The sequence below is a fragment of the Clostridium sp. AF27-5AA genome (assembly GCF_003478415.1).
Lineage (GTDB): Bacteria > Bacillota > Clostridia > Lachnospirales > Lachnospiraceae > Otoolea > Otoolea fessa.
This window is the reverse complement of sequence record NZ_QUFH01000007.1, coordinates 42,377-63,544: the sequence shown is the minus strand read 5'-3', so window position 1 is coordinate 63,544 and position 21,168 is coordinate 42,377. Positions and strand designations below refer to the sequence as shown.

Below are 21,168 nucleotides of genomic sequence, written 5' to 3'. Positions count from 1 at the left end.
AATGGGAAAGGAAACGCGGATGAAACGCTATGATGACGTAAATATAATCAAGGCATACGCCTGTCTGGCGGTCTTTGGAAGTCACTGGTTCGGTACATTCGGGAGTTGGGGCAGCAATAAGGTAAATGCGCTGATGGAAATAGGACCGCTTCCCCTGCTCCGCTATGGAACCTTCGGGGTTAGTCTTTTTTTGATGATCAGCGGAATGCTGATAGCCGATAAGGTATATTCCGGGCGATTTACTTCGTGGAGTTTAGAGATCCTGCGCCGCTATCTGAAACTGACCTGCCCGTTGACGGTCACATTTCTGCTGGCATATCTATTTTACCGGAGCGGTCTCTTCTACACAGTGCGGGTTGCGCCGCGTCTGGAAAATGAGTGGCTGAGCAACTTTTACAGCTATCTGCCAGGCGGTCTGAAGGCGCTCCGCTATGCCTGGTTTGATACAATCTTCAAGGCTGATTCAACGTACTATGGTCCGTCCTGGATGCTGACCTACACTTTCATGGGAAGTATTCTGACTCTTGTACTTTCATCCGCCCTCCGGGAAGTAGGAACCCGCCAGAAAATTCTGATTCTGGCAGGCGTCGCGGCAGTGCTGATCGGAATGAACAGCTTTTATATCTGCCTGCTTCTGGGAAATGGGATCTGTCTGCTGATGCGGGCAGTTGAGAAGTCCATGAAAGAAAGAGAGCGAAAAGAGAATCTGCTTAAAGATGGAGAAGAAAAATATGGCATTTTTGGTGCTGCCCTCTGGATTTTCAGCATCTGGTTCGTTCGAAAATCTTTCTGGATCGGAACCACATTGGGAGCGCATGGATTTCCAGGCGGACTCGGAACCATGGAATTCTATGGTCATGTTGCTGCATTCCTGATGATTTTAGGCTTCCGTCTCTTCTGGCTCGGCGGTCTGGAGACCTGGCTCCCGGAGACCCTCAAAAAAATTATTCTGTGGATCGGCGAGTATAGCATGGGAATCTTCCTGACACACTGGCTTGTGATTGCCAGCTTTTCCTGTTGGTTTTATAGCATTTATTCTGAGGCGGGAGAGAAGCTGGCGATCGGGGTGAATCTGGTTCTGAGCTGTATTTTAATAGGAATTTGTTCGAAAGTGTATGTCTGGCTGGTAGATGGGAAAATATTTCCATGTGTGTGGAAATGTGCGAAGAATATTTTAAAAGAAAATCGGTAACTGCTCAGTAGGTCTGCGCATTTACTGCGCTGACCGTACGAAAACATGGGCTAGCAGGCAAAAATTCCATTGCCGCAGGCAATTTTTAATGAATTTTTGCGCGTGACTGTGAAGGTACTGAACAGTTACGAAAATTGATAAAAATAGGAACTAAACAGAAAAAGTCCGGCATATGGCAGCTTGACCGCCATGCGCCGGACTTTTTCGTTTCATAGGAAATGACGTCCGTGTTGCCAATTATTTCATTATTCCGAACAAAATTGCACAAAATCATTCATCGTCCGCGTCATCGCCGTCGGATGATAAGCAAATCCAATCGTTCGGTTTCGGATTGGCACTTCCAGCGGGAGTTCGATCAGCGAACCATCCTTTAATTCTTCCCGCACGAACTCGCGGATCACACATCCGATTCCGAGTCCCGTTTTGGCAAATTCAATCAGAAGATCCATCGTCGTCGCCTCTAAAATCTGCTTCGGTTCAATTCCGTGCTCTGCAAAGTACGCGTCAATGTGCGTGCGCGTCATATTGCTACGGTCGAGCAGCAGGATTGTCCCGGATTCGAATGGATCGACATCGGCACCTTCGCGGATCCGCAGATTTTCCAGATACGACCGGGTACAGACAAAGGTGTCCTCGATTCGCATGACTGGGAGAAATGAAAGGCTGCGGCGGTTTTTCGGCTCGGCGATCAGACCGATGTCGAGTTTCTGCTGTTCCAGCATCGAGATTGTGCGTGCAGTGTCCTGACTTTCAATCAAAATGCGGACATGCGGGTACTGCGCGATAAATCCCTTTAAATAAGGAAGAAGAATATATTTGCACAGCGTGTTGCTGACGCCGATCTTGAGCTGTCCGATGTGGAGGTTCTGGATCTGTTTCAGCTCATTTTCACCGCGCTCCAGTGCTTCAAAGGCGGCTTCCACATGCTGAAATAAGACCTGTCCCTCTGCGGTCAGGGAGACACCGCGGGAATTGCGGATAAAAAGTGCCATGCCGAGGCTTTCTTCCAGCTTGCTGATTGATTTGCTGATCGCGGGCTGACTGATAAAAAGTTCCTTGGCGGCGCGGGAAATATTACCGGCGCGTGCAACGGCGTAGAAAATACGGTACTGGGTTAAATGCTGTTCCATAATACTCCTTTATATCTATAAAGTTACTGTTCACGCATACGTGCCCAGTAATGGAATTTGCCGCGGCTTCGCATTTAAATACGGCAAATTCCTGCTGCCACCACGTTTTTTTATGGCACTTTCGGTTCCAAAAGTGCCTACTCGTGAACAGTAACAATATAACTTCGACTCATAGTATCTATTAATAATATATATTTGTATTATAACAGAACCGGTGCTATAATACAAACATAAAAAAGCAAAAGATGGCAGCGGCACCGTTGGAACAGAGTTTTTTCCTATAACAGTAAGGGCATCGGAGCCGTTACCAAGTATGTATATGCAGGAGGAAATAAATCATGGGAATGACAATGACACAGAAGATCCTGGCAGCGCACGCGGGTCTTGCAGAGGTAAAAGCAGGACAGTTGATCGAAGCAGATCTGGATCTGGTTCTTGGAAATGATATCACAACGCCGGTAGCGGTCAATGAGATGAAGAAGATGGACAACCAGACGGTATTCAATCATGACAAAATTGCGCTGGTTATGGATCATTTTATCCCGAATAAGGATATCAAGTCGGCGGAAAACTGCAAATGCTGTCGTGAATTTGCCTGTCGTCATGATATCACCAACTATTTTGACGTAGGAGAGATGGGAATCGAGCATGCACTCCTTCCGGAAAAAGGTCTGGTTGTAGCAGGTGACGCAGTCATCGGTGCGGATTCCCATACCTGTACATACGGCGCACTTGGCGCATTCTCTACAGGTGTCGGCAGTACCGATATGGCAGCTGGCATGGTAACCGGTAAGGCTTGGTTCAAGGTACCGTCCGCGATCAAGTTCAACCTGATCGGCAAACCGGCAAAATGGGTCAGTGGTAAAGATGTCATTCTTCACATTATCGGTATGATCGGCGTAGATGGCGCGCTGTACCGTTCCATGGAGTTTGTTGGCGAGGGCATCAAGAACCTTTCCATGGATGACCGTTTCACGATCTGCAACATGGCGATCGAGGCAGGCGGCAAGAACGGTATCTTTCCGGTTGATGAGAAGACCATCGAGTACTTAAAAGAGCATTCTAAACGTGATTTCAAGGTATATGAGGCAGATCCGGATGCAGAGTATGACGAAGAGTACACCATAGATTTATCCGAGTTAAAGCCGACCGTATCCTTCCCGCACCTTCCGGAGAATACGAGAACGATCGATGAAGTGGGTGACATTGCGATCGATCAGGTTGTCATTGGCTCCTGTACGAACGGACGTATCGAGGATATGCGTATCGCAGCTGAGATCTTAAAGGGCAGAAAAGTGAAAAAAGGTCTGCGCTGCATCGTGATTCCGGCGACACAGGCGATCTATTTACAGTCCATGAAAGAGGGACTTTTAGAGACCTTCATCGAGGCTGGTGCCGTTGTCAGCACTCCGACCTGCGGTCCGTGCCTGGGCGGTTATATGGGTATCCTGGCAGAAGGCGAGAGATGTGTATCCACGACCAACCGTAACTTCGTTGGACGTATGGGACACGTGGATTCTGAGATTTATCTGGCAAGCCCGGCAGTGGCAGCAGCCAGCGCCATTACCGGAAAAGTGAGCGGACCGGCGGAACTGGGACTGTAATAGGCATAAAAGTTTAGGAATAAGTAAAACGGATGTAACTGTTCAGTAGATCTGCGGGTGACTGTGAAGGTGCTGAACAGTTACAAACGGATATTACGGTTCGGGGAAGGGGTTCCTGCAATCGCAGGTGCCGTCTCGTGAATTGGAATAAAATAACAGGATAAATCGCAGGAGGATATAGAAATGAAAGCAAATGGACATGTATTTAAATATGGAGACAATGTAGATACAGACGTTATCATCCCGGCAAGATACTTAAACTCTCCGGATGGCAACGAGCTGGCAAAACATTGTATGGAAGATATTGATAAAGAGTTTGTAAATAAAGTACAGAAGGGTGATATCATCGTAGCAAATAAGAACTTTGGCTGCGGTTCTTCCCGCGAGCATGCGCCGCTGGCAATCAAATGTGCAGGAGTAAGCTGTGTTATTGCTGAGACGTTTGCACGTATTTTCTACCGCAACTCTATTAATATCGGTCTGCCGATCATCGAGTGCCCGGAGGCTGCAAAAGCAATCGCGGCTGGTGATGAGGTAGAGGTTGATTTTGACAGCGGTGTGATTACCGATAAAACCACCGGCCAGAGCTTCCAGGGGCAGGCGTTCCCGGAGTTCATGCAGAAGATCATCACAGCCGGTGGACTGGTAAACTATATCAACCAGAAATAAGAGGAGTGCACTAAATCTGTCTCCAGAAAGGGTTTAGCTTATGACAAAAACAAACGTAATGCGTCTTTTAGACGCGGCTGGAATCGATTATGAAGCAGGCGAGTATGAAGTAGATGAGGACGACTTATCCGGCAGCCATGCGGCGGATATGATGGGGATGGACCATGACACGATGTTCAAAACGCTCGTTTTAAAGGGCGATAAGAACGGCTATCTGGTCTGCTGTATCCCGGTCGATGAGGAGCTGGACCTGAAAAAGGTGGCAAAGGCTTCCAAGGACAAGAAAGTGGAGATGATCCATATGAAGGAACTTCTTCCGCTGACTGGCTATATGCGAGGTGGTTGTTCCCCGATCGGCATGAAAAAGAAGTTCCCTACTTATATAGAAGAAACAGCGCAGATTTTCGACAAAATCAGCATCAGCGCGGGTCAGAGAGGTGTTCAGGTCATTCTGAATCCGGAGGAACTTGCAAAATATGTGGATGCACAGTTTGTAGCGCTGATCTAGAGTGGTAAGAAGTTTGAGTGGCAGTGATCGGACACCGGACAGTGGATTATATGTGTTGGTTTCACATAATCGGAGTCTGTCTGACACCTTTACAGATACCATAATTGTTCTATTACAGTTGACATAAAAAACAGGCGACTTGATTCGCCTGTTTTTTTGACGGGCAGAATTTAACAGAATTGTAAAAAATTAAAAATTTTATACCAGCCAAAGTTTATAAAAATTGGGAAGAAAAAGCAAAAAAGTTTATAAAATGCTCACATAAATATTAAGGAAAAGTTAAATGAGAACGTGATTTGTCACAAAAATGTAAAAAAGACGTTGACTTTGAAGCCGGAAACCACATATAATGTCTCCCGTCACTTGAAGGAAGCGGCACAGGCAGAGAGGATCTGTCGTAACTGTTCACAGGTAGGAATTTTCTGAACTGAAAATTCCGTACGATACAGTTCTGGCAGCAGATTTTGCCGATTTGGAATGCGCAGCATCGGCAAAATCCCGTTGCTGGGCACACGTGTGTGAACAGTAACGATCTGTCCTTAGCTGTCAGAAAAAATCAGACAGCCAAAGAAGATGCCGCAGATGTTAAATGGCAGTCAGACCGGTTTTGGGAGGACTGCACTGATAGAAAGAGGAGAGTGTATGCCAAGCATTGACACATTTCTTCAGACTGCTTATCAGTTTATAAAGGCATTATTTGTCCGTGTGACAAAAAGGATGTACCGGACCGCAGCCGTATTGATGACGGGGGCAGCGGTTGTGACGGTGATAGCATTTAATTCGGTCAGTTTTGGCGGCGTTGGCAAAAATGCAGCCTCGGCACACCGGGAATATCCGGATGATGTGGAACTGACAGAAATGCTGCAGTCAGAAGAAACGACAGAGACAGAGAGCTTATCAGAATTTACGATTCTCGCCTCCAACGAGGAAAGTCAGCATCTACTTGGACAGAGACTGGAGCAGGGGATTCAGGATGAACTTGCGAAGGAAGCTCTGGAAGTAGAGGTAATCGAACGAGAAGTACGAATGCAGACCCAGCAGGCGGCGCAGGAAGCAGAAGAACGGGAGCGCCGGGAACGCGCAGTCATCTCTTACAGCGATGAAGATTACAGTGTTCTGCAGAAAATTGTTCAGGCGGAGGCGGGTGTGTGCGACGACAGGGGAAAGATACTGGTTGCAAATGTAATCATCAACCGGGTGAAAAACAAGAAATTCCCGAACAGCGTTAAAGCCGTTGTGTACGAACCATCCCAGTTCTCACCGGTACTGGATGGAACGATCAACAGCTGTAAGGTAACGCAGCAGACAATTGACTGCGTCAACCGTGCACTGGAAGGCGAGGATTACTCGGGCGGCGCCCTGTACTTCATGAACCGCGGAATCTCTGCTTCCTCCAATGTACGCTGGTTCGATGGCAAGCTGACCTATGTCATGCAGCATGGTGGACATGAATTTTACAAATAAAGAGTGAAACACGTTACTGTTCACGGGTAGGCACTTTTGGAACCGAAAGTGCCGTAAGAAAACGTGGTGGCAGCAGAAATTTGCCGTATTTAAATGCGAAGCCACGACAAATTCCGTTGCTGGGCACGTATGCGTGAACAGTAACTGAAACGCAGAAAAGAAAGATGGCTGGAGAAAAGTTGTCTTTCTTTTTTGCGTAAAATGTATTAGAATGGTCGTAAGCAATGAAAACGTAGTTTTTTCAAGCTGGTGTGCTGCGGAGTAATGCACCGCGGACTACAATAAGGAGAACGAACCATATGAACCATATCATACTATTTGACCTCGACGGAACCCTTACAGATCCGAAGGAAGGCATCACAAAGTCTGTCCAGCATGCGCTGCAGGCATACGGGATCGATGAGCCGGATCTGGATAAACTGTGTCCGTTCATCGGACCGCCGCTGTCGGACAGTTTTAAAGAATATTACGGATTCAGCGAAGCGCAGGCGCGCGAAGCGATTGACCATTTCCACGAATATTTTACGAAACAGGGAATGTTTGAAAACAAAGTCTATCCGGGAATCCGGGAGATGCTGGCACGTTTAAAGGATGCCGGTCTTACGCTGGCGGTGGCAACCTCGAAGCCGGAACCGTTTGCTATTCAGATTCTGGAGCATTTTGATCTGCTTTCCTACTTTACCCTGGTTGGCGGGGCGGATATGGAGGAGATCCGGGTCGGCAAAGGCGATGTGATTGCCTACACGCTGGACCATCTGGGAACAACACCGGAGGAATCGAAGGTTATCATGGTGGGCGACCGGAAACACGATATTATCGGGGCGCATGAAAATCAGCTCCCATGTGCGGCAGTGCTGTATGGATATGGTTCCCGGGAAGAGTTTACGGAAAATGGGGCAGACTACCAGATTGAGACGGTGGAAGAGCTGGGAGATTTTCTGATGAAGTGGGGAGAAGTATAAAAGACAAAAAGGAGTTTCTTAAAAAAGATAGAGAGATGGATAACCTGAACAGTAACAACCTGACCGCATTATCAGAAAATGGAACTTGAAAAAACATCCGACTTGCGGTATAATAGCCGTATCAAAAGAGAATATTTGTAATTCCTGGGATGCTCGACAACTCTTGCTTTTTTTGAACCTACATTTTGACTAACGGGATTCCGATATTTTTAGATGGATGTCAGGCCTCCTCTCGAGTGGAAGACAGAAATCTAAGTGAGGTTGCCCACCTAGCAGCGCTAGGCGTCAATATGGTAAGAGCCGGCATTTTGGGGTTACAAAGGATAAAAGCAGCGAGCAATCGCTGCTTTCTCTGTAAAAGAAAGTGTGTAAAGAAAATGTAACATTTTCCAGAAGCACATTGTAAAATCAGAAAAGAGGAATGGATAAGAACATAAGTATGGAAAAAAGAGATTTCAAAGAATACATTTATATGGGGATGACGGCAGTTTCGGTGATTGCGGTCTGCATACTGCTCTGGTTCAGCATCCAACACTGGGATGTGGTGTCGGCGGGCACCCGCAAGGTTGTGAAAATCCTCGCGCCGATTCTCTGCGGTGCGGTGCTGACGTATCTGACCGCCCCGGCATATAACTGGGTAGCAGGGATCGTGGAAAAGACCCTTGGCTCTGTCACTAAGAATTCCAAATACGTTCGTGGTGCAGCCCGGATGCTTGCGACGGCAGCCTGTCTGGGGCTGGTTATTGTGCTTGTGGTAGGGATGTTCCAGCTTATGATCCCGCAGCTGATCGAGAGTTTGATCGGCATTCAGGATTCATTTCCGCTGTATGTGCAGAATGTGTATGAATGGATTCAGCGTATTTTGAAAAATAATCCGGAGATCGAAAATATGGTTCTGAGCAGTTTTGAAAATAATCTGGCAGTTTTTCAGAACTGGGCGGAGAAATCGTTTACCAACATTGATATGCACCGGATTGGACAGATCGTGACAGGCCTTTCCAGCAGCGTGCTGGGTGTCCTGGAATTTATCAAAAACTGGCTGATCGGTCTGATCGTCATGGTGTATCTGCTAAATATCAAAGATACACTGGCAGCACAGGGAAAGAAGATTGTTTATGGCTGCCTGAATCTAAGACAGGCGAATCTGGTAATCGAGGAGCTCCGGTTTATCAATCAGATGTTCGGCGGCTTCATCATCGGCAAGCTGGTGGATTCCCTCATTATCGGTATTATCTGTTTCATCGGTGTGACGATCTTAAATATGCCGTTCCCGATGCTTTTGAGCGTCATTATCGGTGTGACGAATGTGATACCTTTTTTTGGACCGTTCATCGGTGCGATACCTGCAGCGTTCCTGGTATTCTTAGTCAGTCCGCTCCAGTGTGTGTATTTCCTCATCTGGATTCTGCTTCTGCAGCAGTTTGACGGCAATATTCTGGGACCGAAGATCCTGGGCAATTCGACAGGACTTTCGAGTTTCTGGGTACTGTTTTCGATTCTCTTCTTTGGCGGACTCTTTGGTTTCGTCGGCATGATTATCGCAGTACCGGCATTTGCGGTTATTTATGACTTGATCTCCCGCGCGGTGCACCGGTCGCTGCGGCTTCGGAAATTGCCGATGGAGACAGACGAATACCGGAAGTTAGACCACATTGATGAGAAAACAGGAACGTTTATGGAGTTAAATAAAAAGTGACTGTGAATGAGAAAGGACAGTTAAAAAATAAAGGCGGCTGGAGAAATATGGAAAAGAAAACAGGCAGATCGCGAAAGGCAGTACAGTCTCTGAAACCTAAAAAGCTGGTTTACTGGGCAGTGGCGATTCCGGCTTTTCTGGCACTCCTGCTCTTTGCAATTGTATTTTTGGATCACTCGGATAATGATATTTCACGCGCCATGGCATCGAAAGCTATGGCGTTATCATTTGCAGACCGGGACGACATCGTTGCGTCGCAGGGAGAACACGGAAGCCATTTTGGAACGCCGGATCAGGATGAATGGTATGCCAAATATATTGACTATATGATTGAGGAAGGCTATCTGGAGCCGGGAGACGAGAAGATAAGTAAAAGCTACGCGATGGGCGCACTGACCTATGGCGAAGCGGCATATGCGGCAGATCGCGTTTCAAAAGGGCTTTCGAGTGCCCTGAATGTATCTAAAAATAAATATAAAAAGGCAATGCCGAAGGAAGAATGGTGGCTGTTTTATGAGTCATTCTTAAAAAAGGCAGATTCGGAAAACGCGGTCAAAAAACAGAAGCTGGTGCTTTATGGAACACCGAAAAATGTGAAGGAAGCAGCGGCATGGACGGCATATACGGATCAGGGAACGATGAATTTTGAGGGCGTGTCGCTGGATGCCTGCATCGATCGGAAGATCGAGGTCTATGAGCGTGATGGTTCGATCATCACGCTGTGCGGCGTACAGTCTGAAAAAGTTACATATAAGAATGTCTGGATCGTTCCGGGAGAATCGGGTGGGATGGATGTGTATATTGGCACGATCGTCCGGACATTTCCAGAGGAAGAAAAGCTCAAGGATCGTACCGATGGCGTGCTGGCGGATGTCGAGCTGGATAAGGGCAAGATCCGCAAGCTGTCGCTCAAGGAAGACATGATCGAAGGAAAGGTACTCTCGGTCAAGGATGATACGATCGAGATTGACGGGTACGGAACGCTGAAACTGGACGATGATTTTAAAGTATATAAAACATATGGAGTCGTCAAGGAGCAGAAAAAGCGGGATGTGCTGGTCGGCTATGATCTGGGAAAATTTGTCGTGGCTGGCAAAAAGGTTTGCGCAGCGCTCTTAAATCATGATTTTTCAGCGACGAACATCCGCGTGCTGATCATGAATGATGATTATTCCTCCTTGTTTCACACGAAGGTGGTACTCCAGTCGGACAGCACGATGCATGTGACCTGGGGCGAATCAGAGGAAACTTTGAGCCCGGGAACGAAATTGTCCGTGAGTCCTGGCGATGACCGTCTGAAAGAAGGGCGCATGACGATCACGCTGGAAGACCCGCAGAAGGAGATCCGCATCCTGAGTACCAAGCGGGCGCAGGGAACGCCGTCGTATTTCGGCAGCTTCGAGTTGAGCGAGGAGTCGGATGGACTGCTTCTGATCAATGAGCTGGACGTCGAAGATTACCTGACACGCGTAGTGCCGAGCGAGATGCCATCTAATTATGAGCTGGAGGCGCTCAAGGCGCAGGCAGTTTGCGCACGGACGTATGCCTACCGGCAGATCAAGGCGAATGCCTACAGCCGTTACGGCGCACACGTTGATGACAGCACGAACTATCAGGTGTACAATAATACAGAGAGCAGTGAGCGGACGAATCTGGCAGTCAAGGAGACGGACGGGAAGATTGTATATTACAACGATACCCCGGCGGAAACGTATTATTTTTCAACTTCCTGCGGATATTCGACCGATGGAACGATCTGGGGCGCCAGCAAAGACGAGGTTCCGTATCTGAAAGGGATCGGTTTGACGGAAAAGAAGAAGATTCCGGATTTGACGGACAACGACACATTTCTCAAGTTTATCCAGGGACAGGGTGAGCAGAATTATGATTCCTCGTTCCCGATGTACCGCTGGAAAACAACGATCACGAATAAGAAGCTGCAGCAGAAGGTAGATACCATCGGCGAGATTCAGGGTATTTTTGTGACTTCCCGCGGTACGGGTGGCATCGCCCAGACGGTGCAGATCGTCGGAAGCGAGGGAACCAAGACACTGAAAGGTCAGAGTCAGATCCGGAGTGTCCTCGGCTCGGAATCACTCGTTTATAAGAAAAATGACGGAACCGAATTGACAGGATGGAGTACGCTACCGAGTGCCTTTTTCTCGGTGGATGAAACTGCCAGGGATGAGGAAAAAGACATCCGCACATTTACCATCTGGGGCGGCGGCTACGGTCACGGAGTCGGCATGAGCCAGAACGGCGCACAGGAGATGGCGCGCGAAGGCAAGAATTATGAAGAGATTCTGATGTTCTTTTATGATGGGGTTGAAATTCGGGATTGTGAGGAAGATTAGATTTAGAAGATGGCTGCGCTGAAAGGGCACGGTCAGGATTCCTCCCCAAATGATAAGAGTGTGTGATTGGGGTAAATTAGAAAAAATTCAGGTATTATGTATTATTAAGTAGAAAAGAGACGCATTCGTAAAATGAAAGAAGCGTCTCTTTTTCTGTTGCTTGTATGGATTTCAAGGATGAAGCAGTTATACTGTGTGACGGACTATTTGCGGTACAAATATTTTGGAAGTCCGTTTTCCATAATATGGGAAACGTCCCCTTGGATCAGCGGCTGCGAGTAAGCCAGGAAATCATCGCTGACATCGGTACCGTTTTTCGTGATCCACTCAGCAGGTACTTTCTTTTCCTGATTGCAGATCAGATTGACATCCTTGAGAACTGGATGAATTTTATATACAGTGTTACGATGTTTTACGCATGAAGCGGATGCTGCGCCTAAGTCCGTAGCGTTTGAAACGGCAGCAGCTGCATGAACAGGTTCAGAAGCAGCTGTATCAGTCTCACGCTCAAATGCGACCATCTGTCCAGTGTGACCGTCCAGGGCTGCCTGGACGCCGAAACGACCTGCCATTTCAGCCTCGTTTAAATCAGTACCGGAAACGGTGAGACCGGAGCAGCGCTGGTTGACGTTGAGCTCGACCGAGCGGACCTTGACGCCGAACTGGTTGCGGACATAATTTTCCAGAATTTTTCCGCATCCGGCTAACATTTTGTGACCGAAGGTGTCGACCTGGGCTTCGGTTGAATATTCGCAGATAAAACGACCGCCGTGGTCGCGGATGCCCTCGGAGACGCAGACGATGACATTCGCTGTCTTTTCAAACGCTTTCTTTAAGTCGTCATTAAATTGTGCCAGCTCAAATGGAGCTTCCGGCAGATAGATTAAGAGCGGATTGTCACCGGCTTCCTTGCGTGCTAAGGCAGAGGCAGCCGTCAGCCATCCGGCATGGCGTCCCATGATCTCAACGATGGTGACCGATTTCTGCTGATAGACAGAGGCGTCCAGCGCAATTTCACGGACGGATGCAGCGACATAGCGGGCAGCGCTGCCGTATCCCGGCGTGTGATCGGTCAGGACGAGATCGTTGTCGATCGTCTTGGGAATGCCGATAAAGCGGATCGGGCTTTTGATCTGCGCCGCATAGCGGGAAAGCTTGCTGACGGTGTCCATCGAGTCGTTGCCGCCGATGTAAAAGAAATAGCCGATGTCCAGCCGCTCCAGTTTTTCAAAGAGGACGCGGTAGAAGCTGTCGGAGAGGTTCTCAGGGAGTTTAAAACGGCAGGAACCCAGATACGCCGCCGGAGTCAGGCGAAGAAGTTCCAGATCGTCATCGGAGAGTGTTTCTGAAAGGTTCATATAAGAATCCGCGAGAAAGCCCTCGATTCCATTGATCATACCGTAGACGCAGCCAACAGCATCGCTGTGGCGCGCACCTTCGCAGATAACGCCGTAAAGGCTCCCGTTGATAACCGCGGTCGGTCCGCCGGACTGTCCGACTAAGATGTTTTTCTTGTTCATAAGGTAAATCTCCTTTTTGTGAGGTAAGTACAAGGTTTATGGTATAAAAAGTTTTAGATCAATATAAAAATGTACATAAAATGATTTGCTGGAGTTGTATTTTTCATAGAGGTAAAAATAAATTAAAAAGTACAACTCAAAACGTATCTATTGTAGCGGAAAGAGAGGAAGAAAGCAAGAGAAAAAGGCATATATGATAAATAATATGAAAAGCGGATACTCGGGAAGTAGATAAAGGGCTTATAAAAATTAGGAGATTGATGTATAGAATAGCAGAAACGGGTCATACTGTTAGTATCACAAAAGAGAAATTTTTGAATACTTATCCTCCCCTTTTTAATACCCTGTTCGTTGGCTTTGTGCAGCGGACGGGGTGTTTTTTGTTTCATAGGAAATTACCGAAAAGCCTTTTTTAACAGGAAAACCGCGAATTTTAACCCAGATTAGCTTGCAGAGAAATGGAAGCTGCCGCTCAATCATCTATTTTTGATAATGATTTTGCAACAGCCTCTTTGTTCTTGTGATTAAAAGTATTTCCGATTCCCCCACAAATTTGCCTTTTTCAGATCCAGATACTCATTGTAGGCTTTTTCCAGGATCTGTTTTTCGTTGGAAAATTTCAGAAGGTGGTAGGCTTCGTAAAATTTGTAGTAGCCGGAATCGACGAAGTATTCTTCGCGCTGCGGCTTGCTGTAGTAGCTGTCCGCCATCATCAGATACCAGTGCACGGTCTTTTCGATGGTATCCTGAGGGGTGTTGAAGGTGTACTGGCTTTTGCCAATGTACTTGATGATGGAGGCGGCGACGCCAGTCTCCTCATGAACCTCCCGGAGGGCGGTCTGCTTGAAGTCTTCGCCCGGTTCTACGGTTCCTTTGGGAAGAACCCAGCCTTCGTATTTGTTCCGGTAGTTTTTGTAAAGAACGAGTAATTTTCCCCGAAATATAACCACACCGCCGCAGCTCGTTGCTTCGATCATCTGCAATCCCTCCTGTCCTGGTGTGTGCATGGAAGTTGATTCGTGGCGTATATCCGTGTGCCGGGAACCAGCTTTATGCATATGATTTATACTGGTTTTAGTATACCGCGTTTTGCATGATTATGCAAGATTGGAAAGTCACATAAGGCATCATGAGAAAATCCTGTTACAGTTTGCACAATGTGTGAACTGTAAAAAATCATAAGAAAGATATAAGAAACAGAAGAAAGAAAATCTGGTATGATGAAGATGGAAATGGCTCATATTACAAAAGAATGCAGGCATATGTGCAGCGGAACCTAAAAAATACACAGAATTTGGATGATAGAATTACGAAAAAAAGACAGGAGGCAGGAAAATGGCACAGACAGAACAGAAGAATCAGAATGTAAAAAAACAGTTTGAGGAGCTGCAGTCTCTTTTGGAGCGGGCGATGGCGCTTCAGACGTCGATGGTTTTGTTTGAGTGGGATGATGAGACGCTGGCACCGAAGGGTGCAGCGGAGCATACCGCGCGGGTGATAGGTTCACTTTCGGAGCAGTATCAGGAGATTCTGGCGTCAATGCGTTTTAAGGAGCTGCTGGATGCCTGCCAGAAAGCAGAAAAAGAGAATGCGGGCGTATTTGATGAGGTGCAGTCGGCAATTCTCCGGGAAGCAGCCGAGGAGCAGGAGCGGCTTTCCTGCATTCCGCCGGAGGAATACCGTGCGTATGCAGAACTTACGGCGCGTGCGACGGGAATCTGGACGCGTGCGCGAGAGAAAAATGATTTTGCTTCATTTGCCCCTGTTTTGAAGGAGATTATTTCCTATCAGAAGAAATTTGCGGCGTACCGGGCAAAGCCGGGACAGAAGCTTTACGATGTGATGCTGGATACCTACGAAAAAGGTTTTAATATGGAGATGTTAGATCCATTTTTTGAGCTGATGAAAGGGAAAATCGTGCCGCTTTTGAAAGAATCGGCAGAGCGCTCGAAGACGGTTCCGGACGCCTTTTTATCCGCAGATTATCCGGAGGCGGCGCAGGCAGAGGCGGCGCGTTTCCTAGCAGAGTATGAGGGCTTTGATTTTGACCGGGGAGTACTGGCACTCAGCGCCCATCCGTTTACGACGAATCTGCACAATCATGATGTACGGATCACGACGCATTATCAGAAACGGATTGATTCTTCGATTTTTTCCGTGCTGCATGAGACGGGACATGCTATCTATGAATTTGGCATCCGGGATGACCTGACACAGACGCTGGTGGGGCAGGGAACTTCGATGGGAATGCATGAATGCCAGTCCCGTTTCTTTGAAAATATCGTGGGGCGCAGCCATGCATTCTGGAAACCGATTTATGGAAAAGTGGCGCAGATGTTTGGAAGCCCGCTGACGGAGACGAGTCTGGAGGATTTTCTGGCGGCGGTTAATAGAACCGTTCGGGGGCTGATCCGGACGGAAGCGGATGAGCTTTCTTATCCGCTGCATGTGCTGGTGCGCTATGAAATTGAGAAAATGCTGATTGAGGAGGATCTGGAGGTGGAGAAACTGCCGCAGATCTGGAATGATAAGTATGAAGAATACCTGGGAGTACGCCCGTCCACGGATCGGGAGGGCGTACTGCAGGATATTCACTGGTCACAGGGATCGATCGGCTATTTTCCGTCCTATGCATTAGGAAATGCCTTTGGCGCGCAGATTTATCACCAGATGAAGAAGGAATTGCCGGTAGAAAAACTACTGGAGGCTGGAAACCTGGGAGAAATCCGCGAATATCTGCGGAAAAATATTCACCAGTATGGCAAATTGAAGGACAGCCGTCAGATCCTGCGCGATATGACGGGGGAAGATTTTAATCCGTCATATTATGTGGCATATCTGGAAGAGAAGTATGGACGGCCGGAAAAAGAGCAGTAAGGCGGTCGATCTGTTCTTTCTTGAATTCCAGAGAGGAATGAAAATAGTATTCAAGCGTGACTTTCAAATCGGAGTGTCCCAGAATTTCGCTGAGCGTTTTGGGATCCATGCCATTTGTGATACAGCGGGTGGCAAACGTGTGCCGGATTGCATGAAAATTCAGATAGCGCAGTCCGGCTTGTGATAGAATGCGCTGGTAGTGATTCTGGAAGGTTCGCGGATCCATCGGGGAGCTGGCAGATTGTGACAGCAGAAAATAATCCGGGTGTTCCGGATGAGAATATGGCTGTAGGATCGGCAGAAGGAAAGCGGGCAGGGGAACCAAACGGTTGGAGGAGATGCTTTTGGGACCGGATAAAATGAGTTCTGATTTATGGGTTGTGTCAAGGCGCGTCAGGCGCTGCACCGTGTGTCGGACATGGAGATAGCGATCGGAAAAATGAATATTTTCCCAACGCAGGGCGCAGAGTTCTCCAACCCGCAGCCCTGTATAGAGTCCCAGATAGATGACGGCTTCGGAGACTCCTGTATGGGCAGTTAGATAGTGTTCGAGCTGTTCCTGTTCCTGAAGGGTAAAAACAGGTACTTCAGGGCGCTTTTTTGGAAGACGGGGCGGGAGATAGAGAATGCCGTTTGTCTGCCCGGTTTCATAGGAAAGACGCAGAATGGAGTTGACGAGCAGAAGAATACAGCGGATAGTTCCGTTCCCAAGCGGATGCAGGGAATCCGGGGATAAAAGGGAATTGCGGAATGTCTGAAGCATAGGCAGATCGACCTTTGAAAGCTGGATGGATCTAAAATAAGGGGAGATATAACGGTCTGCCAGATGCCGGTATTTCACATAGGTAGACAGGGCTCGCGCCTGTTTCTGCTTTTCCAGCCAGATGGAAAGAAGATCGTTAAAGTACATTGTTTCGTTTTTCATGATGAAACCTCCTGTATAAAAAATAGTTGTCGTGGACAATCGTTATTTTACAGGCAGATATGCAGAAGAAATATGTGACTGCTTATAGCGGAGGGTTTTAAAATGAGATGTGTCTATATGATGACTGACGAAAATATTACAGCAAATGCTGACAAGAAGATTCTTTTTTGGTATAATGAGACAGAATATGTACATGACTGAGAAGAAAGTCTATATCGAAGGTGCCGGTCAGGCGCTATTTAGGGATAAACGACATATTTTATAGAAGATTCTATTTTGAAGAATCAATAGATTTATCATATTCTTGAGATAGAGATACGAAGGCGGGAGTGTCTGAGGCGATATGATGGCAGCGGCTCGCCTGGTTGGAAAAAGGAGGAATAATTGTATGTGTGGTATCGTAGGATATACAGGAGACCAGCAGGCGGCTCCGATCTTATTAGCGGGTCTGGAGAAGCTTGAATATCGTGGATACGATTCAGCAGGTCTGGCAGTCAGAGACGGAGAACGTGTACCGGAGGTTGTAAAGGCGAAGGGACGTCTGCGCGCGCTGGCAGAGAAAACAGACAATGGACGCGCAATGCGGGGCAACTGCGGTATCGGTCATACCCGCTGGGCGACACACGGGGAGCCGTCTGAGAACAATGCACATCCGCACTGCACGGATGACCGCAGCGTGGTAGCGGTTCACAATGGTATTATCGAAAACTATCAGGAAATTCGCGAAAAACTGATTAAAAATGGATATACGTTTTATTCAGATACTGATACAGAGGTGGCTGTAAAGCTGATCGATCATTATTATAAGAAATACAACGAGGGACCGCTCGATGCGATGGCGCGTGCGATGATGCGTATCCGTGGCACGTATGCACTGGCGGTTATGTTTAAGGATTATCCGGAGGAGATCTTTGTAGCCCGTCAGGATAACCCGATGATCATCGGAGTAGGCGAGGGTGAATCCTTTATCGCGTCGGATGTTCCGCCCCTGCTTCCATATACCCGCAAGGTATACTATATCGGCAATCAGGAATTGGGACGCTTACATAAGGGAGAGGTTACTTTCTATAATATTGATCAGGAAGAGATTCAGAAAGAACTTGTGACGATTGAGTGGGATGCAGAAGCTGCTGAAAAGGGAGGTTATGAGCATTTCATGATTAAGGAGATCCATGAACAGCCGCGTGCGGTTCGGGATACATTAAATTCAGTCATTCGCGATGGTCATATTGACCTGACCGAGGCGGGACTTTCCGATGATGTCATTCGTTCGTTAAAGCGTATTTATATCGTAGCGTGTGGTTCTGCTTACCATGCAGGCGTGGCAGCGCAGTATGTGATCGAAGATCTGGCGCGTATTCCGGTCCGCGTCGAGCTGGCTTCCGAGTTCCGTTACCGGAACCCGATTCTGGAAGAGAACAGTCTGGTTATCATCATCAGCCAGTCGGGCGAGACAGCCGACAGCCTGGCAGCCCTGCGTCTGGCAAAGAGCCAGGGCGTTCCTACGATGGCGATTGTCAATGTAGTAGGTTCCACGATTGCGCGTGAGGCAGATCATATTTTCTACACATTGGCAGGTCCGGAGATTGCGGTGGCGACCACCAAGGCATATAGCACACAGCTGGTTGCCGGATATCTTCTGGGCGTGCAGTTTGCCCATGTGCGCGGTACGATCACAGAAGAAAAATATGAAGAACTCCTTGCAGCCCTGCAGGAACTGCCGGATCAGATCGCGAAGCTGCTCGAAGATGACAAAGAACGCATCCAGTGGTTCGCAGCGAAATATGCCAATGCAAAAGACGTGTTCTTCATCGGCCGCGGCATCGACTACGCAGTCAGCATGGAAGGCAGCCTGAAATTAAAAGAGATCAGCTACATCCATTCCGAAGCGTATGCAGCCGGAGAATTAAAACACGGAACCATCAGCCTGATTGAGGATGGTATCCTCGTAGTCAGCATCCTGACCCAGGAAGCCCTGTATGAGAAGATGATCAGCAACATGGTAGAAGTAAAATGCCGCGGCGCCTACCTCATGGGACTCACAACTGCAGGCAACTACAATATTGAAGACACCGTCGATTTCGCAGTCTATATACCGAAGACTGACGAGCACTTCACACCGAGCTTAGCGGTTGTGCCGCTGCAGCTGCTGGGATATTATGTAAGTGTATCGAAGGGACTGGATGTAGATAAGCCTAGAAACCTGGCGAAGAGTGTTACGGTAGAGTAATAGAGCTTTTTATGGTGTTGTTATAGATCTAGAAAAAGTAATATAAATGGAAAGAAAAGACAAGGTTTGCAAAAAGGCATAAAATGTCAGACGCAGACCTTGTTTTTTGCTTGAAACTAAACAGAAAAAGAGAGTCCTCCGTGTGATTTTGCAATCACGCGGAGGACTCTCTTTTTCGTCTCGTATGCGATTTTTTATCGTCTTTATTTTTTCTCCACCCCATGCTCACTCATCAAAGATTTCATCACATAAGCATAAATCTCTTGGCTTCGATCCTTCCAGTGATTGCACATGATTTCCGCCTGCTCCTTATCCGGAACGGAGATATCGAGATTGACAAGAACGGCTTTTCCTTCCCGCACCTCGCAGTGAACGATGTAGTCCTGATTGGTCGATTTATAGAAATCGGAGATCAGTCCTACCTCGTTTCGCATGCGGAAGCGGTTCTGTTTCAGGTATTCATCCATGTCGCTGACGATGGCAGGAGAGATGTTTTTGCCGAAAAATTCCAGCGTTTCCTCGCCCTCCTTAGTGATCTCATAGCGGGAGCTGTTCCGCATCGTCTCCTTTTTTACCAGACCTGCATCCAGAAGCTCGTTCAAGGCCTTCTGGAGTGTGAAATACGTGGTGTACTCACGATCCAGGAAAAAATTGGAGAGCTGCGCGTTGGTCAGCGGAAAATTGACCTGGTGCAGCATATAGAGATTCATCAGTTTGTAAAGTGTCATCGGTTCAGCCAGCATGGAAAAACTCCTTTATTATTATTTCGTAACTGTGCAAATTTTGTGCGGTTCTTACGGTAAATGCGAGAATCGCTTGAATTGTTACGTTTATTTCTTAATGTGTTCCTTCACAGCCTTGGAAACAGCGTCAGCTACACGCGGATCAAATGCTGCCGGAAGAATGTTCTCGTCGCTCAATTCGCTGTCATCAACCAGAGCAGCAATTGCGTTGGCAGCAGCCAGTTTCATTTCTTCGGTGATAGCGGTTGCGCGTCCTTCCAGAGCGCCGCGGAAGATGCCTGGGAAGATGAGAACGTTGTTGACCTGGTTCGGGAAATCGGAACGTCCGGTTCCTACGACTCTTGCACCAGCAGCTTTTGCCAGATCCGGCATGATCTCCGGTACCGGGTTTGCCATTGCGAAGAGAATGGAATCCTTATTCATGGAAGCAACCATCTCCTGGGAAACGATGCCCGGAGCAGACACGCCTACGAAGATGTCAGCGCCTTTTAATGCATCGGCAAGTGTGCCCGTCTTGTGCTCTAAGTTGGTAACTTCGACCATCTTTTCCTGCATCCAGTTAAGCCCTTCCATGCCCTTGCAGAGCATACCGGTCTTATCACACATGGTGATATGCGGGAATCCGTAGTTTAAGAGCAGTTTGGTAATGGCAACGCCTGCGCTTCCGGCGCCGTTGACAACGACGCGGCAGTCTTCCTTCTTCTTGCCGGTTACTTTCAGGGCGTTGATGATGCCTGCCAGTACGACGATGGCGGTTCCGTGCTGATCATCGTGGAAAACCGGAATGTTTAACAGTTTCTTTAAACGTTCCTCGATCTCAAAGCAGCGCGGTGCGGAGATGTCCTCCAGGTTGATACCGCCGAATGCCGGGGCAATGCGGACAACTGTCTCGATGATCTCCTCGGTGTCCTGTGTGTCGAGGCAGATCGGGAATGCATTGATGCCGCCGAACTCTTTAAACAGAACGGCTTTTCCTTCCATAACCGGCATAGCTGCTAACGGTCCGATATTGCCAAGTCCCAGAACGGCGCTTCCGTCGGAGACAACGGCTACAGTGTTGGACTTGATGGTGTAGCGGTATGCAGCTTCCGGATCTTTTGCAATTACCTTACATGGTTCTGCAACGCCCGGTGTGTATGCCAGAGCCAGATCCTCTCTGGTTTTTACCTGTACTTTGGAGACGGTATCGAGCTTGCCGTTCCATTTTTCATGAAGTTCGAGTGCTTTTTCATTGATCGTCATGGTTTTTATCCTTTCGAATGCTTTCATTTTATTCTTACATTATAATAGCAAT

Annotated in this window: 16 protein-coding genes and 1 other RNA gene; 11 read left to right on the top strand and 6 right to left on the bottom strand. The window is 47.8% G+C overall.

Annotated elements, in window-relative coordinates; all coding sequences use genetic code 11:
* Positions 1-19 precede the first annotated feature (19 nt).
* Entirely contained in the window at positions 20-1,192 is a 1,173-nt protein-coding gene (locus DWY89_RS08665; protein WP_182434545.1) for an acyltransferase family protein, read from the top strand.
* 245 nt (positions 1,193-1,437) lie between these two features.
* Here the strand turns inward: DWY89_RS08665 and DWY89_RS08660 are convergent, their stop codons facing one another.
* A complete protein-coding gene (locus DWY89_RS08660; protein WP_118472024.1) occupies positions 1,438-2,322 on the bottom strand; it encodes a LysR family transcriptional regulator in 885 nt (294 codons plus the stop codon).
* A 338-nt stretch (positions 2,323-2,660) separates the two neighbouring features.
* On the opposite strand from DWY89_RS08660, the gene leuC reads away from it, so the two are divergent.
* The 8 genes from leuC (at position 2,661) to DWY89_RS08620 (ending at position 11,579) form a co-directional block, all read left to right on the top strand.
* On the top strand, positions 2,661-3,926 hold the full coding sequence (leuC, locus tag DWY89_RS08655) for a 3-isopropylmalate dehydratase large subunit (RefSeq protein ID WP_022359392.1): 1,266 nt from the start codon (positions 2,661-2,663) through the stop codon (positions 3,924-3,926).
* Between the two features lie 183 nt (positions 3,927-4,109).
* A complete protein-coding gene (gene leuD, locus DWY89_RS08650; protein ID WP_022359393.1) occupies positions 4,110-4,595 on the top strand; it encodes a 3-isopropylmalate dehydratase small subunit in 486 nt (161 codons plus the stop codon).
* Positions 4,596-4,635: 40 nt separating this feature from the next.
* Positions 4,636-5,103, top strand: a complete 468-nt coding sequence (gene ybaK / locus DWY89_RS08645; protein WP_117796452.1) for a Cys-tRNA(Pro) deacylase — start codon at positions 4,636-4,638, stop codon at positions 5,101-5,103.
* A gap of 642 nt (positions 5,104-5,745) precedes the next feature.
* Positions 5,746-6,567: a cell wall hydrolase gene (locus DWY89_RS08640; RefSeq protein WP_022359395.1), complete on the top strand. Its 822-nt coding sequence runs from the start codon at positions 5,746-5,748 to the stop codon at positions 6,565-6,567.
* Positions 6,568-6,866: 299 nt separating this feature from the next.
* Positions 6,867-7,529, top strand: a complete 663-nt coding sequence (locus tag DWY89_RS08635) for an HAD family hydrolase (RefSeq protein WP_118523499.1) — start codon at positions 6,867-6,869, stop codon at positions 7,527-7,529.
* Positions 7,530-7,667: 138 nt separating this feature from the next.
* Positions 7,668-7,848, top strand: a non-coding RNA gene (gene ssrS, locus DWY89_RS08630) — 6S RNA.
* A 120-nt stretch (positions 7,849-7,968) separates the two neighbouring features.
* Entirely contained in the window at positions 7,969-9,225 is a 1,257-nt protein-coding gene (locus DWY89_RS08625) for an AI-2E family transporter (RefSeq protein WP_107000114.1), read from the top strand.
* A 47-nt stretch (positions 9,226-9,272) separates the two neighbouring features.
* A complete protein-coding gene (locus DWY89_RS08620) occupies positions 9,273-11,579 on the top strand; it encodes a SpoIID/LytB domain-containing protein (protein ID WP_243022804.1) in 2,307 nt (768 codons plus the stop codon).
* Between the two features lie 203 nt (positions 11,580-11,782).
* Here the strand turns inward: DWY89_RS08620 and DWY89_RS08615 are convergent, their stop codons facing one another.
* Together DWY89_RS08615 and DWY89_RS08610 are read right to left on the bottom strand one after the other, a co-directional pair.
* Complete coding sequence (locus DWY89_RS08615; protein ID WP_118523498.1) at positions 11,783-13,099, bottom strand: 6-phosphofructokinase; 1,317 nt, start codon at positions 13,097-13,099, stop codon at positions 11,783-11,785.
* 524 nt (positions 13,100-13,623) lie between these two features.
* Complete coding sequence (locus tag DWY89_RS08610) at positions 13,624-14,076, bottom strand: NUDIX hydrolase (RefSeq protein WP_022358438.1); 453 nt, start codon at positions 14,074-14,076, stop codon at positions 13,624-13,626.
* Positions 14,077-14,434: 358 nt separating this feature from the next.
* Between DWY89_RS08610 and DWY89_RS08605 the strand changes: the two genes are divergently transcribed.
* Positions 14,435-15,976 carry a carboxypeptidase M32 gene (locus DWY89_RS08605; protein WP_118524586.1) on the top strand — a complete coding sequence of 514 codons (1,542 nt, stop codon included), beginning with the start codon at positions 14,435-14,437 and terminating at the stop codon, positions 15,974-15,976.
* Here DWY89_RS08605 and DWY89_RS08600 read toward each other — a convergent pair.
* Complete coding sequence (locus DWY89_RS08600) at positions 15,912-16,901, bottom strand: site-specific integrase (RefSeq protein ID WP_118523497.1); 990 nt, start codon at positions 16,899-16,901, stop codon at positions 15,912-15,914. The two genes, DWY89_RS08605 and DWY89_RS08600, sit on opposite strands and share 65 nt — an antisense overlap.
* A 388-nt stretch (positions 16,902-17,289) precedes the next feature.
* Between DWY89_RS08600 and glmS the strand changes: the two genes are divergently transcribed.
* Positions 17,290-19,131, top strand: coding sequence for a glutamine--fructose-6-phosphate transaminase (isomerizing) (glmS, locus tag DWY89_RS08595; RefSeq protein ID WP_107000109.1), 1,842 nt, complete (start codon positions 17,290-17,292; stop codon positions 19,129-19,131).
* A 203-nt stretch (positions 19,132-19,334) separates the two neighbouring features.
* Here glmS and DWY89_RS08590 read toward each other — a convergent pair whose 3' ends face one another.
* Both DWY89_RS08590 and DWY89_RS08585 read right to left on the bottom strand, forming a co-directional pair.
* The gene (locus DWY89_RS08590) at positions 19,335-19,874 is read right to left on the bottom strand and encodes a DUF4364 family protein (protein WP_118490586.1); all 540 of its coding nucleotides are present in this window, start codon (positions 19,872-19,874) and stop codon (positions 19,335-19,337) included.
* 87 nt (positions 19,875-19,961) lie between these two features.
* The gene (locus DWY89_RS08585) at positions 19,962-21,116 is read right to left on the bottom strand and encodes an NADP-dependent malic enzyme (RefSeq protein ID WP_118490588.1); all 1,155 of its coding nucleotides are present in this window, start codon (positions 21,114-21,116) and stop codon (positions 19,962-19,964) included.
* Positions 21,117-21,168: the final 52 nt, after the last annotated feature.

Bases quoted from the DNA above. Each gene is read 5' to 3' on its own strand.
- DWY89_RS08665 (WP_182434545.1), top strand. From the start codon at position 20: ATGAAACGCTATGATGACGTAAATATAATCAAGGCATACGCCTGTCTG.
- DWY89_RS08660 (WP_118472024.1), bottom strand. From the start codon at position 2,322: ATGGAACAGCATTTAACCCAGTACCGTATTTTCTACGCCGTTGCACGC.
- leuC (WP_022359392.1), top strand. From the start codon at position 2,661: ATGGGAATGACAATGACACAGAAGATCCTGGCAGCGCACGCGGGTCTT.
- leuD (WP_022359393.1), top strand. From the start codon at position 4,110: ATGAAAGCAAATGGACATGTATTTAAATATGGAGACAATGTAGATACA.
- ybaK (WP_117796452.1), top strand. From the start codon at position 4,636: ATGACAAAAACAAACGTAATGCGTCTTTTAGACGCGGCTGGAATCGAT.
- DWY89_RS08640 (WP_022359395.1), top strand. From the start codon at position 5,746: ATGCCAAGCATTGACACATTTCTTCAGACTGCTTATCAGTTTATAAAG.
- DWY89_RS08635 (WP_118523499.1), top strand. From the start codon at position 6,867: ATGAACCATATCATACTATTTGACCTCGACGGAACCCTTACAGATCCG.
- DWY89_RS08625 (WP_107000114.1), top strand. From the start codon at position 7,969: ATGGAAAAAAGAGATTTCAAAGAATACATTTATATGGGGATGACGGCA.
- DWY89_RS08620 (WP_243022804.1), top strand. From the start codon at position 9,273: ATGGAAAAGAAAACAGGCAGATCGCGAAAGGCAGTACAGTCTCTGAAA.
- DWY89_RS08615 (WP_118523498.1), bottom strand. From the start codon at position 13,099: ATGAACAAGAAAAACATCTTAGTCGGACAGTCCGGCGGACCGACCGCG.
- DWY89_RS08610 (WP_022358438.1), bottom strand. From the start codon at position 14,076: ATGATCGAAGCAACGAGCTGCGGCGGTGTGGTTATATTTCGGGGAAAA.
- DWY89_RS08605 (WP_118524586.1), top strand. From the start codon at position 14,435: ATGGCACAGACAGAACAGAAGAATCAGAATGTAAAAAAACAGTTTGAG.
- DWY89_RS08600 (WP_118523497.1), bottom strand. From the start codon at position 16,901: ATGAAAAACGAAACAATGTACTTTAACGATCTTCTTTCCATCTGGCTG.
- glmS (WP_107000109.1), top strand. From the start codon at position 17,290: ATGTGTGGTATCGTAGGATATACAGGAGACCAGCAGGCGGCTCCGATC.
- DWY89_RS08590 (WP_118490586.1), bottom strand. From the start codon at position 19,874: ATGCTGGCTGAACCGATGACACTTTACAAACTGATGAATCTCTATATG.
- DWY89_RS08585 (WP_118490588.1), bottom strand. From the start codon at position 21,116: ATGACGATCAATGAAAAAGCACTCGAACTTCATGAAAAATGGAACGGC.